The organism is Primorskyibacter flagellatus, from assembly GCF_014638275.1.
GTDB classification, from domain to species: domain Bacteria; phylum Pseudomonadota; class Alphaproteobacteria; order Rhodobacterales; family Rhodobacteraceae; genus Pseudooceanicola; species Pseudooceanicola flagellatus_A.
Genome location: NZ_BMFJ01000004.1, coordinates 142,092 through 157,352 on the forward strand (window position 1 = coordinate 142,092; position 15,261 = coordinate 157,352).

14 protein-coding genes are annotated in these 15,261 nt (G+C 66.0%); 5 read left to right on the plus strand and 9 right to left on the minus strand.

Going from position 1 to position 15,261, the window contains the following annotated elements; translation table 11 throughout:
• Positions 1 to 107 precede the first annotated feature (107 nt).
• Complete coding sequence (gene tcuA / locus IEV87_RS21310) at positions 108 to 1,616, minus strand: FAD-dependent tricarballylate dehydrogenase TcuA (RefSeq protein WP_188479748.1); 1,509 nt, start codon at positions 1,614 to 1,616, stop codon at positions 108 to 110.
• A gap of 141 nt (positions 1,617 to 1,757) precedes the next feature.
• On the opposite strand from tcuA, the gene IEV87_RS21315 reads away from it, so the two are divergent.
• Both IEV87_RS21315 and IEV87_RS21320 read left to right on the plus strand, forming a co-directional pair.
• Positions 1,758 to 2,738 carry an NAD-dependent epimerase/dehydratase family protein gene (locus IEV87_RS21315; protein ID WP_188479749.1) on the plus strand — a complete coding sequence of 327 codons (981 nt, stop codon included), beginning with the start codon at positions 1,758 to 1,760 and terminating at the stop codon, positions 2,736 to 2,738.
• A gap of 3 nt (positions 2,739 to 2,741) precedes the next feature.
• Positions 2,742 to 4,139: an MmgE/PrpD family protein gene (locus tag IEV87_RS21320; protein WP_188479750.1), complete on the plus strand. Its 1,398-nt coding sequence runs from the start codon at positions 2,742 to 2,744 to the stop codon at positions 4,137 to 4,139.
• Positions 4,140 to 4,145: 6 nt separating this feature from the next.
• Here IEV87_RS21320 and IEV87_RS21325 read toward each other — a convergent pair whose 3' ends face one another.
• From IEV87_RS21325 to IEV87_RS21355, 7 genes are all read right to left on the minus strand, one after another.
• Positions 4,146 to 4,829 (minus strand): GntR family transcriptional regulator, encoded by a 684-nt coding sequence (locus IEV87_RS21325; RefSeq protein WP_188479751.1) that lies wholly within the window; start codon positions 4,827 to 4,829, stop codon positions 4,146 to 4,148.
• Positions 4,830 to 4,950: 121 nt separating this feature from the next.
• Positions 4,951 to 5,637: a GntR family transcriptional regulator gene (locus IEV87_RS21330; RefSeq protein WP_188479752.1), complete on the minus strand. Its 687-nt coding sequence runs from the start codon at positions 5,635 to 5,637 to the stop codon at positions 4,951 to 4,953.
• Between the two features lie 101 nt (positions 5,638 to 5,738).
• Positions 5,739 to 6,482, minus strand: a complete 744-nt coding sequence (locus IEV87_RS21335; protein ID WP_188479753.1) for a TetR/AcrR family transcriptional regulator — start codon at positions 6,480 to 6,482, stop codon at positions 5,739 to 5,741.
• A 73-nt stretch (positions 6,483 to 6,555) separates the two neighbouring features.
• On the minus strand, positions 6,556 to 7,605 hold the full coding sequence (locus IEV87_RS21340; protein WP_188479754.1) for an extracellular solute-binding protein: 1,050 nt from the start codon (positions 7,603 to 7,605) through the stop codon (positions 6,556 to 6,558).
• 48 nt (positions 7,606 to 7,653) lie between these two features.
• The gene (locus IEV87_RS21345) at positions 7,654 to 8,457 is read right to left on the minus strand and encodes an ABC transporter permease (protein ID WP_188479755.1); all 804 of its coding nucleotides are present in this window, start codon (positions 8,455 to 8,457) and stop codon (positions 7,654 to 7,656) included.
• The gene (locus tag IEV87_RS21350; protein ID WP_188479756.1) at positions 8,454 to 9,323 is read right to left on the minus strand and encodes an ABC transporter permease; all 870 of its coding nucleotides are present in this window, start codon (positions 9,321 to 9,323) and stop codon (positions 8,454 to 8,456) included. Before IEV87_RS21350 ends, IEV87_RS21345 begins: the two co-directional genes overlap by 4 nt.
• The gene (locus tag IEV87_RS21355; RefSeq protein ID WP_188479757.1) at positions 9,320 to 10,402 is read right to left on the minus strand and encodes an ABC transporter ATP-binding protein; all 1,083 of its coding nucleotides are present in this window, start codon (positions 10,400 to 10,402) and stop codon (positions 9,320 to 9,322) included. The genes IEV87_RS21350 and IEV87_RS21355 overlap by 4 nt, the downstream gene beginning before the upstream one ends.
• 379 nt (positions 10,403 to 10,781) lie before the next feature.
• On the opposite strand from IEV87_RS21355, the gene IEV87_RS21360 reads away from it, so the two are divergent.
• From IEV87_RS21360 to IEV87_RS21370, 3 genes are read left to right on the plus strand one after another with little or no spacing between them, the layout of a single operon-like run.
• Complete coding sequence (locus IEV87_RS21360; RefSeq protein WP_188479758.1) at positions 10,782 to 12,452, plus strand: N,N-dimethylformamidase beta subunit family domain-containing protein; 1,671 nt, start codon at positions 10,782 to 10,784, stop codon at positions 12,450 to 12,452.
• A 33-nt stretch (positions 12,453 to 12,485) separates the two neighbouring features.
• Positions 12,486 to 13,748 carry a four-carbon acid sugar kinase family protein gene (locus IEV87_RS21365; protein ID WP_188479759.1) on the plus strand — a complete coding sequence of 421 codons (1,263 nt, stop codon included), beginning with the start codon at positions 12,486 to 12,488 and terminating at the stop codon, positions 13,746 to 13,748.
• Positions 13,749 to 13,750: 2 nt separating this feature from the next.
• Entirely contained in the window at positions 13,751 to 14,404 is a 654-nt protein-coding gene (locus IEV87_RS21370) for a class II aldolase/adducin family protein (protein ID WP_188479760.1), read from the plus strand.
• Here IEV87_RS21370 and IEV87_RS21375 read toward each other — a convergent pair.
• Positions 14,401 to 15,141 carry an SDR family NAD(P)-dependent oxidoreductase gene (locus tag IEV87_RS21375; protein ID WP_188479761.1) on the minus strand — a complete coding sequence of 247 codons (741 nt, stop codon included), beginning with the start codon at positions 15,139 to 15,141 and terminating at the stop codon, positions 14,401 to 14,403. The two genes, IEV87_RS21370 and IEV87_RS21375, sit on opposite strands and share 4 nt — an antisense overlap.
• Positions 15,142 to 15,261 lie beyond the last annotated feature (120 nt).

Sequence of the window (15,261 nt, forward strand, 5' to 3'; positions counted from 1 at the left end):
TGTCGGGTGCCGGGGGTGGTGCGTTGTGAACCCACCCTACGCAGGGTCCCGACGTGGGTGCAGGGTGGGTTTCAGACCCACCACCCGCACCGCCGCGGCGCCTCCGGTCACTCCGCCGGTTCCGCCACCCTCGCGCCCGACCCGCAATAGGCCGCCGCGCTTTCCCCGGCCAGTTTCCCGAAGACGGAGCCCGACATCAGACCCGTACCGCCGGGGTAGTTCTCGTAGAACAGTCCGCCGACGAGTTCCCCCGCCGCGTAGAGGCCGGGGATCGACTGGTCCGTCATGTCCTGCACCTCTCCCTTCGTGTTGATCTGCAACCCGCCGAAGGTGAAGGTGATGCCGGTGGTGCAGACATAGGCCTCGTAGGGGGGCTGGTTGATCGGCAGGGCCCAGTTGGTCTTTTCCACCGCCAGCCCTTTTGTCGTCACCCCGTCGAGCACCGAGGGATTGTAATCGCCGCCCTGGCAGGCCTCGTTGTAGTCCCGCACCGTCTTCGCCAGCTTCGCCGGGTCGAGCTCCAACTGTTCCGCCAGCCCCTCGATCGTGTCGGCGCTGGCCTTGGTGACCTCCTTGATCCGGTATTCGTCGCGCAGGCGGTGGATCGTCTGCTGGTCGAAGATCTGGATCGCGGTACGGTTCGGCTGGGCCATGATCTCGCGCCCGTATTTGGCGTAGGTCAGGTTGCGGTAGTCCGCACCCTCGTCCACGAACCGGTCGCAGTTGGTGTTGACCATGATGCCGAGCGGGTAGGAATGCTTCTGGAAGTTGTCCAGGACCCATCTGTCACCGTAGGGCGGGGCCGAAATGTCCCATTCGCAGGCATGGCAGGACGACCAGTTGCCGAAGGGCTTCGCCCCGATGTCGAGCGCGGCCTGGATGCCTTCGCCCATGTTGTGCCGCGTGCCCCGCACCCGGCAGAGATCCCAGCCCACGCCCAGATAGCGCACCCGCCACTGCTGGTTCGATTCGAACCCGCCGCAGGCGAGGATGACGGCCTTGCCCCTGATCTCGGAATAGCCGTCCTTCGTGCGGACCTTCACACCGGTTACGGTCCGGTCGTTCGACTGCAGAAGGCCGATCGCGGCATGACCATAGCGGATCTCGATCCCCAGCTTCTCGGCGCGCGCGATCTCTGCCTCCACCAGACCGGCGCCGCCGCCGACGGCCTCGATGTTCACGCCGCCATAGAAGTGGTGCTTGCCGTCGACCAGATAGCTCTGCCGTCCGAACATCGGGACAAAGCGGATGGAATGGCTGCGCAGCCAGCCCATGGTCATGCGCGACCGGTCGACCAGCAGCTGAGCGAGATCCTCGTCGCACTGGTAGCGGGTGACCTCGCGCATCTGGTCCATGAAGAATTCGCGGCTGTGCGGGGGCAGGATGATCTGGTTGCGCTCTTCCTCGCTCAGGTCGGTCAGGATGTCCTCGGTGACATCCTCTAGCCCCTCGTGCGCAAAACGGAACCCGCCGGCGGTGAAATAGGAATTCCCGCCGCGCTCCTCGAAGGGCGCGCGTTCCAGAACCAGCGTCTTCGCCCCGTTTTCATGCGCGGACAGGGCCGCGCAAAGCGCCGCGTTCCCGGCCCCGACGACAATCACGTCGTATTCGCTCATCATCTCACTCCCTCTGCCGTCCGCATCTCGTTCGGTTTGATCCTCTCGTAAAGTGTAGACAGTTGACAGTCAAGCCGGAACGCGCCAAACCTTGCCGGGCACGGCGACCCCGTGCGGCACGGCAAGTCGGGAGGACGAACAATGAAGATCAAGGGCGGCACGTTCATGGTGACCGGGGGCATCAGCCTCATCGGCTCCCACGTGACGGAGCAGTTGCTGGAGCAGGGGGCGAAGGGCGTGATCCTGTTCGACAACTATTCTCTCGGCACCACGGACATGATCGGCCATATCCTGAAGGACGACCGGGTGCGGCTGGTGCGCGGCGACATCACGCGGGTCGGAGAGCTTTACAACGCGCTCGATGGCGTGGACGGCATCTTTGCCATCGCCGGCTTTCTGACCCTGCCGTTTTCGGCCAATCCAGAGCTTGGAATCACCGTTAACGCGCTTGGACATGTCAACGTGCTTGAGGCCGCCCGCTACCGCGGTGTGAAGAAGGTGATCTTCTCCTCCTCCGTCGCGACCTATGGCGATCCGGAGCCGGGTCTGATCGACGAAACCCGGCCTTTCCGGTTCCACACCATGACGCCTCCGGGCGTGCTGTACGGGTCGACCAAGATCATGGGCGAACAGCTGGGACGGCTCTATTCCGACCGCTACGGGGTGCAGTCCGTGTCGCTGCGCTATGCGACGGTCTACGGTGAACGGCAGCACTATCGCGGGGTCAACGCGCTTTACATCATCGACACCTACGACAAGCTGATGAAGGGAGAGCGGCCGCAGATCCCCGGCGACGGGTCAGAGGTGCATGACTACATCCATGTGGCCGACGTCGCGCGGGCCAACCTGATGGCCATGGACAGCGACGTCACGGCAGAGGCGTTCAACGTGGCCACCGGCACCGCCACCACCCTGAACCGCCTGTTCGAAATCATCGCGGGCATCGTCGGATCCGACGTGACGCCGGAGTATGGCGACAAGGCGGGCGCGGTGCGCGTGACGACCTCCAGCCAGCTTGATTTCTCGATCGGGAAGATCGGGCGGATGATCGGCTGGAAACCCGAGGTCAGCATCGAGGACGGGATCGCCCGGCTGATCGACTGGCGGCGGGCGCAGGGCTAGAAAATGACCGTACACATGACCGACGCCTCCACCGCCCCCTCACAGGCGCTGGCCGATTTCGCCAGCCGCCTCCGTTTCGAGGATATCCCGACGCCGGTGCTGGACCGCGCCCTGGTCCACATCCTCGACGGACTGGGACTGGCGCTTGCCTCGACCACCTTTCCCTTTGCCGGACCGACCCTCGCGGCGGTGAGGGAGCTCAGTGGCGGGACGGGGTGCCGGGTGATCGGCCAGACCTTCCGTGCCGCGCCGCGCGATGCGGCCATGGCGAACGGGGTGCTGATTCACGGGCTGGATTACGACGACACGCACCTTCAGGCCATCGTGCATCCGACCGCCGCCGTACTTCCCGCCGTTCTCGCCGTGGCAGAAGATCGCGGCCTGTCGGGCAGGGACGCGCTCACCGCCTTCTGCATCGGGATGGAAACCTGCATCCGACTCGGCGCGGCCGTGAAGGGCGGGTTTCACCACACCGGTTTCCATGCGACCGGGGTCCTCGCGCATTTCAGTTCCGCGCTTGCCGCAGGACGCCTTATGCACGCCCCGGCAGAGGCGCTGGTCAGCGCGCTTGGCATCGCGGCCAGTACCGCCTCGGGCGTGCAGGTGTTTCTCGAGGAAGGCGCCTGGACCAAGCGGCTGCATCCGGGCTGGGCCGCCGCCGGGGGGATCACCGCCGCGACCCTCGCGCGTCACGGTTTCGTCGGCCCGACCCGCGCGCTCGAGGGGCGGTTCGGCCTATTCGACACGCATCTGCACAGCCATGCGAAAGACGTCGACATCCGCTTTCTGACCGAAGGACTGGGAGAGCGGTGGATGATGGAAGATACCGCGCTCAAGCCCTATCCCGTCTGCCATTTCATCCACGGCGCCGCCGATGCGGCGCTGGAGCTGCACCCGCAGATCGGCGGCGCCGCGATCCGGTCGGTCGACATTGCCCTGCCGCAGGACACGCTCAAGATCGTGGCCGAACCGATCGACCACAAGCGCAACGCCCGCAACGAATACGAGGCCAAGTTCAGCGCCCCCTTCGTGGTCGCCGCCACCCTGCTCAGGGGGCGGTTCGGCCTGCCCGACCTGACAGATGCGGCCATCGCGGATGAAACCGTGCAGGCCCTTGCCCGGCGCTGCACATGTCACGCGGATCCAAAGTCGCTGTTTCCTGAGTATTTCTCCGGCGGCGTGCGGGTCACGCTTGAGGATGGCCGCCAGCTCGGGACGCATGTCCCCGTGAACAGCGGGGCGGGGACACGCCGCATGACCCTGGAGGAGACGACCGAGAAATTTCTTCAGAACACGGGCCTCGCCATATCCGACGACCGCGCGATGACGATCCGTGACCGCGTGCTTGGGCTGGCCTCGGCCCCGGTGGCGGATCTGGTCTCCGTGCTCGGCGGCGAATAGGGGCGATCAGCCCGCCGCCGCCTCCCGCTCCGCCCGCTCCATGGCCAGCTGAGCGTGGATGCGGGCGTTGCGGATATGGGTGCGCATGGCCGCTTCCGCGGCGTCCGGATCCCCGGCGTCCAGCGCATCGAGGATCGCATGATGTTCCGCAAGCGCCGCCGCCGCACGGCCGGACATGGTCGAGGACTTGTAGCGGTACAGGCGCAGCAGGTCGTAAAGATCGCCCGAGATCATCGAGATCAGATAATCGTTGCGCGACGCCTTGGCGATGCGGAAATGGAAATCGAAATCGCCGCTCTGCTGGTAGTAGCCCTCGCCCGAGACGACCTCCTGATGCGCGGCGTGGTCAGTCAGCATGGCCCGCAGCTCCGCGATCTCGGAGGGCGGTATGCATCCCGCGGCAAGACGGCAGGCCATGCCCTCAAGCGCTTCGCGGACGTTCAGCAGTTCCGACAGGCGACCGGGGGAGAGTTCGACGACGCTCACCCCGATATTCGCCCGCCGCTCCAGCAGCCGCCGCCCTTCCAGCCGCCGGATCGCCTCGCGCAGGGGGCCGCGGCTGATGCCGTATTCCGCCGCCAGAACCTGTTCGCGCAGCCGTTCGCCCGGTGCCAGCTCACCCCCGATGATCGCGGCCTCCAGCCGTTCGGTCACCGCATCCACCAGAGATTTCGCTTCGATCTTGGCCATGTCGCCCGCCTGTTCCCCCGGCCACCCGGTCACCGGGCGTGCGCGGAGCGTTGTGTTGATTGTAGACAATATTGAAGCGCGCGCCCGAGGGCAAGGTTATCCACGGCGCCCGCAACGGGTCTCAGTCGAACTGGCCGGTGCCGAGGACATGCTGAACGCCGCTTTCGATATGCCGGGTCAGCAGGGCGATGGCCCCGTCCGCGTCCCGCCCGATTACCAGGTCGCGCAGGCGGACATGATCGTCCACCACACCCTGACCCCGGAAATCCAGCGCCAGCATGTGATAGCGGGCAAAGCGGTCGAAGATCGAGGCGTAGGTCCTGAGCAGCACCGGCTGGCCGCAGGCGGCAATCGTGGCGTTGTGAAAGCCCCAGTCGCAGGACACCCAACGATCCACCCCGCCGGGCCGCCGGGCCATCAGCTCGCGCTCCACCACCGACAGCTTGTAATGCGCGGCGACGACGGAGGCCTCCCATTCCAGATCGCCCCGTTCGATCGACGCCCGGAGCGCATGCGCCTCAAGCAGGGCCCGCAGCGCGCCGAGTTCGCGCAGCTCGCCGGCGCTGACCTCGCTGACGCGGAAACCGCGCTGGCCTTCGGCGCTGACCAGTTCCTCCACCGCAAGCCGGTTGAGGATTTCGCGCAGGGTGGTGACGCTGGCGCCGTATGTCTCTTTCATCCGGTCCAGCTTGAGCTTCTCGCCGGGCCGGAGCCGCCCGTTGACCACATGCGACCTTATCCGCCGATAAGCAATCTCTCCGACGGTATCGCCGGCCTGTCCGTCCGTATTGAAACGCAGGTCTTCCATCGTTTCTGCATACATCGGGGGCACGGGCCTTGGTAAGCGGGAAATCCGCCGCCACGGTCAGGTTCCGTCCGGCTTTGCGCCAATTGTTTACATAACCTTGATTAACGGGCGTCCGGTGCGTCCGGTCCGCCCCAGTCGTCCTGAGCCGAGGGGTTCAGCGGTGCGACCTCGATCCGGTCGAGCGCGGCCTGTTCCAGCGGCTTTCTCGGCAGGAACTCCGGCAGAAAACGGCGGAGGTAGGTGACGGCGCAGGCGGTGCCCTCTTCCCTGTATTCCTCGGTGATACGGCCGTGTGCGCCGTAGGACAGGGCCCAGATCCCGTCCATCGCGGCGGCGGAAATCTCCAGCCAGTGCGGCAGCATCGGCAGTGGCTGGATGTCGAAAAAGGCCTCAAGCATCCGCGCGCGGCTTTGCGCGATACGGGCGTTTCCGGCGAAGTCGGCATTGCGTACGGCGACCGAAACCCCGGCCCCGAGGAACAGGCGCAGCGCGGCGGGGCGGCTGTTCTGAAAGGCGGCGGCGGCGGTGTGCTTGATCGCCAGCAGCTCCTGCCAGGACTGGGGTTCGGGGTCGGTCGGCGGGATGATCGACCGCTGGTATATCTCTTCGTTGAAGCGCCGCGCGAGCGCGACGTAAACGGCGTTCCGGTTCGGAAAGAAGTAGTACACGGAGGCCAGCGACACCCCCGCGGCCTCTGCAATCTGGGCGAGGCTGATGTCTTCGTCCTCATCGCGCGACAGAAGCCGTTCCGTGGAATCCAGCAGCAGGTTGTAGCGTTCCACGCCGCGCCGGCGCATCGTCCGGCCCGGGGCCGCGAGGTCGGTGCTGGCGTCTTTGGTGGTCACTGGGTCGATACCTGTCTCGGCTGTGAAGGACAGGCAGGGCGACCCGGGGACCGCCCTGCCCGAAGGGATGGGATTACTGCAGCAGCCAGTTGGTCCAGCGCTCGCGCAGTTCGTCACGATGCGCGCCGATCCATTCGAAATCCGGATCGACCAGCAGTTCGTAGTTCGCCGGATAGGTGGCGTAGAGCTTCTGTTCCTCTTCCGGCAACTGGCTGAGCCCGATGGTCGAGGAGGTGGCATAGCCGACCGCCTGGATGAAGCCCGGATGCCCCTCGGCGGAACCGTAGAAGAAGTCGATGAACTTCATCGCGCCTTCGGTGTTGGGCGAATTCTTCAGCACTGCGAGATAGCCGGTATCCCGGATCGCGCCGTCCCAGGCCATGGCAAAGGGCGATCCGTCCTGGATCACCTTCAGGGCGCGTCCGGAATAGCTCATCGTGATGGCGACTTCGTTGTCGCGCATGATCTGCTGCACCTGGTTGCCGGTCTTCCACCAGACCGCGATATGCGGCTTGATCTCGTCCAGCTTCGCATAGGCCCGGTCGAGGTCGAGCGGATAGAGATCCTCCTTCGCCACCCCGTCGGCCAGCAGCGCCACGGTCGGCAGCCACCAGTCGCGGTCACCGGTGTCGGGCAGGCCGCGCGGTCCGGGGAATTTCTCGGTGTCCCAGAAATCGGCCCATGTCCTGGGTTCGTTCCCGGCGAAGGTGTCGGTGTTGTAGGTCATCACCATGCCGCCGGTGGTCCGGGCGATGCCCTTGGGCTGGCAGGCCCCCGGCAGGGCGTATTCCTTGACGTTGGCGAGGTCGTCGCAGGGAATGGTTTCAAGGATCTCGGCCTTCCCAACAAGGTCGGGGCCGGTGGCGGTGACGATGTCGAATTCCACGTCCCCTGTCCGCGCCATGCCCTCGGCCCGCGCCCACTGGTCGGGCACCTCGATGTCGAATGGGATGACCTCGGTCCCGCTGGCCTCGGCGAAGGGAAGGTAGAAGTACTCTTCCATCATGTTGCGCATCAGCCCGCCGGTGGTGGCGATGACGATCTCGTCCGCGCGCACGGCCTGACCCACGGTCGCAACCGTCAGGGCCAGGGCAATCCCGGTCAGTTTTCTGGTCTGTTTCATCCTGGTCTCCATGTTGCTGTTTTCTTGGTTTTGGTGGTGGATTGCGGATCACCCGTCCGGGGACGATGCGGTCCGCGAGGCTGCCGCGTGTCGTAACAGGGCTGCGGCGAGAAGCACGAAAACAGAGATGCCGGTGAGCAGGACGGCGATGGCGGGGATGATCGGCGTCAGGTTCTGTTCGATGTCGTCGAACATCATCCGGGGCAGCGTCTTGTCCCGGATTCCGGCGAGGAAGAAAGAGATCACCGGTTCGTCGAAAGACAGGATGAAGGCGAACAGTCCCCCCGACAGCACGTTCGGCAGCACCAGCGGAAGCGTCACCAGCCGGAAGGCGTCGAAGCGCGAGGCGCCGCAGCTCATCGCCGCATCCTCCAGCGTCGGATCGACCGAACTCAGCGCCGCGGCCACGGTGAAGACAACGAAGGGCATGGCGATGACAGAATGCGCCAGCACATAGCCGAAGACGGTGCTCGACAGCCCGGTCTGCTTGAAAAACAGGTAGAGCGCCACGGCCAGCGCGATATGCGGCACCACGATCGGCGCGATCAGCATGCCCTGAAACAGCGTGCCGAGCCGCCCCGCCCCGCGCATCAGCGCATAGGTCGCCATGGTGCCGACAACCGAGGTGGTTACGGCGGTCAGAAGCGCGATCTTCAGCGAAAAGCCGGTGGCCTTCATCCAGCGGGAATTGCCGAAGAATTCTCCGAACCAGCCGAAGGTGAAGCCCTCGGGCGGGAAGGTCAGGTAATCGGGTTCGCTGAAGGCCATCGGCAGGATCACCACGATCGGCGCGAGGATGAAGATCAGCACCGCGTAGACATAGGCGTTCAGGAGGATTGCACGCGGGTTCACAGCTGACCTCCGAGCATCCGGTCGAAACGGAAGACCTTGCTGAAGACCAGCGTGATCGCGGTGACGAAGAGCGTCAGCACCCCGACCAGTGCGGCCGCGAAGGGCCAGTCGAGGAATTCCCGCAGCTGCTGCGAGATCAGCGTCGCGATCATCATCTCCTTGGGCGACCCGAGCAGCGCGGGCGTGATGAAATAGCCAAGCGCGGTCAGGAAGACGAGGATCACGCCGCCCAGCACTCCGGGCAGGGCCAGCGGCACCGTCACCTCGGCAAACCGGCGCAGCGGACCGGCCCCGCAGATCGCGGCGGCGCGGTCGTAATCGGACGGGATGTTGCGCAGGGCTCCGTAGATCGGCAGTACCATGAAGGGCAGCAGCACATGGGTCATCGCGACCACCACCGCCCCCTGCGTATACAGCAGCCGGATCGGTTCGGAGGTGATGCCGACCACCTGCAACAGGTCGTTCACGATGCCGTTCCGCTGCAGCAGAACCGCCCAGGCCGCCGTGCGGACAAGGACTGATGACCAGAAGGGCAGCAGCACGAAGGCGGTGATGAATACGGCCATCGGACCGGAGGAGCTGACCATCGCCATGGCCACCGGAAAGGCCATCAGCAGTGCCAGCACCGACACCAGAACGGCGATCCAGAGCGTGCGGAGCAGCACCTTGAAATACAGCGGATTGTCGAGGATTCGGACGTAGTTCGACAGGCCCGGCTCCGGTTCGGTCACCGACAGGGACAGCAGGCTGAGCAGCGGGTAGAGAAAGGCGAACCCGATCAGCATGAAGAACGGGGCCATCAGCAGCAGGATTCCCGCCGAGGACAGCTGCCGCCCGTTCGGCTGGAAGAAGCCGGGCCGGGTCATGCGGCGGACTCCTCCGCGTAGACCAGCAGGGCGTCGGGTGGCAGGGTCAGGCCGATGCGCTCTCCGGGCGAGAGCCGCGGCAGCCCGGCCGAGGGAACCCGGGCGCGCAGTTCCGTCCCGTCGTCCAGCCGCGCGATGACCAGCGTTCCCGCCCCGGCATAGACGACCTCTGCCAGCGTCGCGCCAACCGACCCCGGCGCCTCCGCCGCGCCGACCTGCACCCGCTCCGGCCGGATCGCCAGGGTGGCGCGGCCATTGGCGGGGGTCGTCACGAAGGCACCGGGAGGCGGGGTGACGCGGTCCGACTGGCACAGCATCATGGCGCTGCCGTCCCAGGCGGCGGGGATCATGTTCATCTCGCCGATGAACCCGGCGGCGAACAGGTTGGCGGGCCGTTCATACAGTTCGCGCGCCGGCGACATCTGTTGAATCCGTCCGCCGCGCAGGATCGCGATGCGGTCCGCCATGGTCAGCGCCTCACCCTGGTCGTGGGTAACGAAGACGACGGTGATGCCCAGTTCGGAATGCAGCCGCTTGATTTCAAGCTGCATCTCCTCGCGCAGGTTCTTGTCCAGCGCGGAGAGCGGTTCGTCCATCAGCAACAGGCGCGGCTCATAGACGATGGCGCGGGCCAGGGCGACCCGCTGGCGCTGTCCGCCGGACAGCTGCGATGGCATCCGGTCGCCGTAGCCGCCAAGCCGAACGACCTCCAGCGCCTCCCCTGCCCGGCGGCGGCGCTCGGCCCGACCCATGCCGCGCATCTTCAGCGGGAAGGCCACGTTGTCGGCCACGGTCATGTGCGGGAACAGGGAATAATGCTGGAACACCATCCCGATGTTCCGCTTCTGCGGCGGCAGGCGGGTACAGTCGGTACCGTCGATCAGGACGGCGCCGCCGGTCGGCACCTCGAATCCGGCAAGCATCATCAGCACGGTCGACTTGCCGGATCCGGACGGTCCGAGCAGGGCAAGGAACTCACCGCTCGGGATGTCGATCGACACGTTGTCGACGGCCTTGAGCAGGCCAAAGGATTTCTCCAGCCCCCTGATCGAGATCTCTGCGCCGCGACTGCCGGTCATCCGTCCTCCGTTCCGTTTTTCGGGACTCACTTTCCGTTGACCGTATATGATATACCAAATCGGGCAAGAATTTTTGATATTTCACCGGACAAATCTGCCTGAATGCCGTCATATCGGGCGAAGGCCACTCAAGATGCGCAGCACGGAACCGCGCAGTCCTTGCTTCTCATCGATTGTAAAATAAGGATCCAGATTGACCGAACCACGCGCCCGGGCCGATCACGGCACTGTCTGAAATTTCTTCAAGTATAAACCAGATCATCTTGACGTGCCCGATGAAACTGCGATTTCTGTTATATCATGATACCGGCCTCGGGACGACTCGGAGACCGCCACGGCGGCCCGCCCACAGGCAGCACCCGCCCAGAAAGGACAGCAGATGCCCCGATCCTCCTTCCGCTTTCCCGAAAACGGGCCCCACGCGATCCGGCCCTGGGCCGTGCGCAAGGGGCATCCCGACGAACATTTCCTCGCCGACTACCGTTACCATGCCCCGCGCGAGGATCCGGAACTGGCGGAGGTCTACGTCTATACGCCACGCATGTCCTACGACCCGGGCGAGACGGTGGAATTCCACGGCTCCTGCAATGCCGACACATGGTCGATCCAGATCTACCGCGACGGCCACAGGCCCGAGATGGCGCATGAGGCCTTCGACCTGCCCGGCGCGTTCTATCCCACCTCTGCCACCGCCTATGTCGATGGCTGCGACTGGCCCGTGGTGCACAGCTGGACCATCCCGAAGGACCAGCGCCCCGGCTTCTACCGCGTCGTGTCCACCTGCCTGCGCAAGTCCGGCGAACGCTTCGTGCAGCACCATTTCGTCGTCGTCCGCCCGACGAAGGAGACGCGGCAGGGAAAGATCCTCTTCATGCTCGCGACTGGAACCTGGACCTCCTACAACGACTGGGGCGGCGCGAACCACTATTTCGGCACCTACGGGCCGGAGAAGAACGAAGGCTCCCCGCATCTGTCGCTGCACCGCCCCTGGACGCGCGGGATGCTGTGGCTGCCCAAGGGCGCGGCGCGGATCGCGCAGAACCGCATGCCCGAGATGAACGACCTGCCCGGCTACCCGTCCAAGGAATGGGGCTATTCGCACGGATTCGGGCAGTACTACGCCGCGGCGGGATGGGCCCAGTTCGACCGGCATTTCGCCGTCTGGGCCGAATCCCAGGGCTTCGGCTTTGACATCATCACCCAGACCGACCTGCACTACCGGCCCGAGATACTGGACGACTACGCCTGCCTGGTTACCGTCGGGCACGACGAATACTGGTCGTGGGACATGCGCAAGGCGGTCGAGGACTTTGTGGAACGCGGCGGCAACTTCTCCCGGTTCGGCGGCAACTTCCTCTGGCAGATCCGGCTGGAGAACGACGGCGCGCGGCAGGTCTGCTGGAAGGTCAAGGCCCCGGCCGAAGACCCGGTGCGCGACGATCCGGACCGCAAGCACACCCTGACCGCATCCTGGGAATCCGGCGGCGTGAACTGGCCCGGCGCTTCGACCGTCGGGGTGAATGGGTGTCACGGCATGTACGGAAGCTGGGGCGGCTTTGCCCCGCGCGGGTCACGCGGATTTACCGTGTACAGACCCGAACACTGGGCTTTCGAGGGCACCGACCTGCGCTATGCCGACGTCTTCGGCGCGGAGGCCGGTATCTTCGGCTACGAGGTCGACGGCCTGAACTACACCTTCGAACGCGGCCTGCCCTACCCCGTCGCCGACCCCGGCGTGCCCGAGGGGATCGAGATCCTCGCCATGTCCCCGGCGGTGCTGTTCGAATACGAACACGAAGGACCGGGCTACAGGTATTACGTCCGCGACAGCGACCTGCACGGGCTGGCCGAACTGGGACCGGACGACTACGCCACCAATCGCCGGGCGTATCAGTACGGCTCCGGCATGGTGACCGCCATGAAGCGCGGCAACGGAGAGGTTCTGTGCGCCGGGTCCTGCGAATGGGTCATGGGCCTGACCCGGCGCGACCCGTTCACCGAAACCATCACCCGCAATGCGCTCGAAAAGTTCAGCGGTGCCTGGGACTAGCCGCGGACCCGGGGGAGGGGAGCCAGCATCATCATGACACCGTCCTATGGCGTCATTTCCGACGACTTCACCGGCGGCCTGCTGATCGCCAGCTACTTCGAGGAGGCGGGGCTGGAATGCCCGGTCTTCTTCGACCCCGCCGAGGCCATGGCCGCCGGCCCCCTGTCCGCGCCGATCGTGGTGATCGCCAGCCGCACCCGCCTGATCCCGGTGGAAGAGGCGCGGGCCGATCTGACCGCCGCGCTGGACGCGCTCGACGCGCTCGGCTGCGGGACGATCGCCTACAAGGCCTGCGCCAGCTTCGATTCGACCGAGGAGGGCAACATCGGACCCGCCGCCGACCTGCTGTCGGACCGCTACGATCAGGTGCCGCTGCTGCTGTCCGCCGGGTTCCCCGAATTCCGCTGCACCGTCGCCATGGGGCACCTCTTCTACCAGTCCGTCCTGGTGAACGAGAGCGTGAAGCGGTTCGACCCGGTGACGCCGATGCCGGACCCGAACCTCGTCCGCTTCCTGTCGCGACAGACCCGCACGCCCCTCGGCCATGTCAGCCACCTTGAACTGGTGCAGGGCGAAGCCGTCGCCCGGCAGGCGCTGGAAGGCGAGGTGGCGAAGGGGCATCGCCATGTCTTGCTTGACTGCGCCGACGATCACGACGTCGAAATCAGCACCCTTCTCGCACGGGGCGTCCGCGCGCTGGTGGTCAGCGATCCGCTTTGCGTCGCCGCCGGGCTGGACCGGGGCGCCGGACGCACCGGCACCGCCGCTCCGCCGCGCCACGCCGACGGTCCCGCCGCCGTACTGGTCGGCAGCGTGGGTCCCGTGGCCGAACAGCAGACCGCCGCCTTCGAAGCGCAGCATCCCGTCCTGCGTATCGACCTGACCGCTGACGACACCGAAGAGGCGCAGATCGCCGCCGCGACGGACTGGGCGCGCAGCCATGTCGGGCAGCGCCCCTTTGCCGTCACCACCCTGTCCGACGAGACCGGGGTGAAGGCCGCGCAGGCCCGCTACGGCCGTCTTGGCGCCGCGCGTCGCGCCGAACGGCTGCTTTCCGGTCTGGCGGCGGCGCTGCACGGTGCGGGGGTGCGGCGGTTCATCGTGTCGGGCGGCGAAACCTCGGGCGCGGTGGTCGGCGCGCTTGGCATCCGCCGCGTCCGTCCCTTTGCGCGCGGCGCGCTCGGCGGCGGTTTTTGCGTGACCGAGGGCGCGGACCCGGTGTCCTTCTTCCTGAAATCCGGCAAGCTTGGCGCAATGGACGTGCTGCTCTCTGCGCTTGACGAAATGAAAGGCTGACCATGACCGAAACGGAACTCCGGCAATCACTGGTCGACTACAGCCGCCTCTGCGTGACCCGCCAGCTGTCGAACGCGACGGCGGGGAATATCTCGGTGCGCTACGGCGAGGGCATGCTCATCACGCCGTCGGGGATCGACCCCGACCTCATGCAGGCCGACCAGATTGCCGAGGTCGCCTTCGACGGCAGTTTCCGCAGCAACTGGAAACCGTCGAGCGAATGGGCCCTGCACGCCGCGCTTTACAAGTCCCGGCCCGAAACGCAGGCGATCGTGCACGCGCATCCGACCTATTGCGTCGCGCTGTCCTGCCTGCGCGAACCGATCCCGCCGTTTCACTACATGGTGGCCAGCTGCGGCGGCAACGAAGTCCCCTGCGCCCCCTACGCCCCCTTCGGTTCCCATGCCCTCGCCGATGCGGTGGCAGAGACCATGGGCACCACCTACCGCGCCTGTCTCATGGCGAACCACGGGATGATCGCCATCGGCGCCAGCCTTCGCAGCGCCTTCGGACTGACCGAAAAGCTCGAGGTGCTGGCACATCAGTACCAGCTCGCCCGCTCCGTCGGTACGCCCGTCCTGCTGAGCGATGAGGACATGGCGACCGTTCACGACTCCTACAGGACCTACGGCTACGGCAAGCCCTCGGCGACCTAGGCGGGGCTGCGGGGGTTCCGCAGGCCGGCAGTTTCGCCGCCATCCACCGGGATCACCGCGCCGTTGACATAGCTCGACGCGTCCGAGATGAGCCAGGCGATGACCTCTCCGACTTCGGCCGGGTCCGCTATGCGGCCCGCCGGGATGCGCAGTTCCAGCGTGCGGCGCTTCTGGTCGTCGGACAGAACCGCCCCCATCATCCGGGTGCCGATCTGGCCGGGGCAGACGGCGTTGAAGCGCACCAGATGCCCCAGCTCAAGCGCCAGCGACTGCGTCAGGCCGATCAGCGCCGCCTTGGACGCGGTGTATATCGCAAGGTTCTCCTCCCCCGCGCGACCCGCGACAGAGGAAATGTTGACCACCGACCCCCGCCCCGCGATCAGCCCGTCCAGCGCCAGCCGCGTCATCAGGAAGACAGAGCGCGCGTTCACCTGCATCATCTCGTCCCAGTCCGCCAGCGTCGTCTCAGCGAAGACATGCCGCCGCCCCATGCCGGCGTTGTTCACCAGCCCTGTCAGTTTCCCCTGCCCCAGCTCCATCGCCCGGTCGACGATGGCGCGGCAGTCCGCCTCGACCGAAACATCGGCGGCGACATAGCTCAGCCCCTCGGTCTCCGCCGCAAGCCGTGCGCCTTCCTCCCGGTCGCGGCCTGCAATCAGGACGCGATGACCTGCCGCACACAGCAGCAGCGCCGCCGCGCGGCCGATTCCATGGGTTCCCCCTGTCACGATGATCATTCTGCCTGCTCCCCTTGGACCCGAACCGGCCGCGGGGCGGCCCCTGGCCCCGAAACCCGGCGTTTTTCAGCAAGATAATATATCAAGTATGCCAAAGATTCAGCCAAATCTCATGCAAAA

Coding starts and splice junctions, on each gene's coding strand:
- tcuA (WP_188479748.1), bottom strand. CDS start 1,616: ATGAGCGAATACGACGTGATTGTCGTCGGGGCCGGGAACGCGGCGCTT.
- IEV87_RS21315 (WP_188479749.1), top strand. CDS start 1,758: ATGAAGATCAAGGGCGGCACGTTCATGGTGACCGGGGGCATCAGCCTC.
- IEV87_RS21320 (WP_188479750.1), top strand. CDS start 2,742: ATGACCGTACACATGACCGACGCCTCCACCGCCCCCTCACAGGCGCTG.
- IEV87_RS21325 (WP_188479751.1), bottom strand. CDS start 4,829: ATGGCCAAGATCGAAGCGAAATCTCTGGTGGATGCGGTGACCGAACGG.
- IEV87_RS21330 (WP_188479752.1), bottom strand. CDS start 5,637: ATGGAAGACCTGCGTTTCAATACGGACGGACAGGCCGGCGATACCGTC.
- IEV87_RS21340 (WP_188479754.1), bottom strand. CDS start 7,605: ATGAAACAGACCAGAAAACTGACCGGGATTGCCCTGGCCCTGACGGTT.
- IEV87_RS21350 (WP_188479756.1), bottom strand. CDS start 9,323: ATGACCCGGCCCGGCTTCTTCCAGCCGAACGGGCGGCAGCTGTCCTCG.
- IEV87_RS21355 (WP_188479757.1), bottom strand. CDS start 10,402: ATGACCGGCAGTCGCGGCGCAGAGATCTCGATCAGGGGGCTGGAGAAA.
- IEV87_RS21360 (WP_188479758.1), top strand. CDS start 10,782: ATGCCCCGATCCTCCTTCCGCTTTCCCGAAAACGGGCCCCACGCGATC.
- IEV87_RS21365 (WP_188479759.1), top strand. CDS start 12,486: ATGACACCGTCCTATGGCGTCATTTCCGACGACTTCACCGGCGGCCTG.
- IEV87_RS21370 (WP_188479760.1), top strand. CDS start 13,751: ATGACCGAAACGGAACTCCGGCAATCACTGGTCGACTACAGCCGCCTC.
- IEV87_RS21375 (WP_188479761.1), bottom strand. CDS start 15,141: ATGATCATCGTGACAGGGGGAACCCATGGAATCGGCCGCGCGGCGGCG.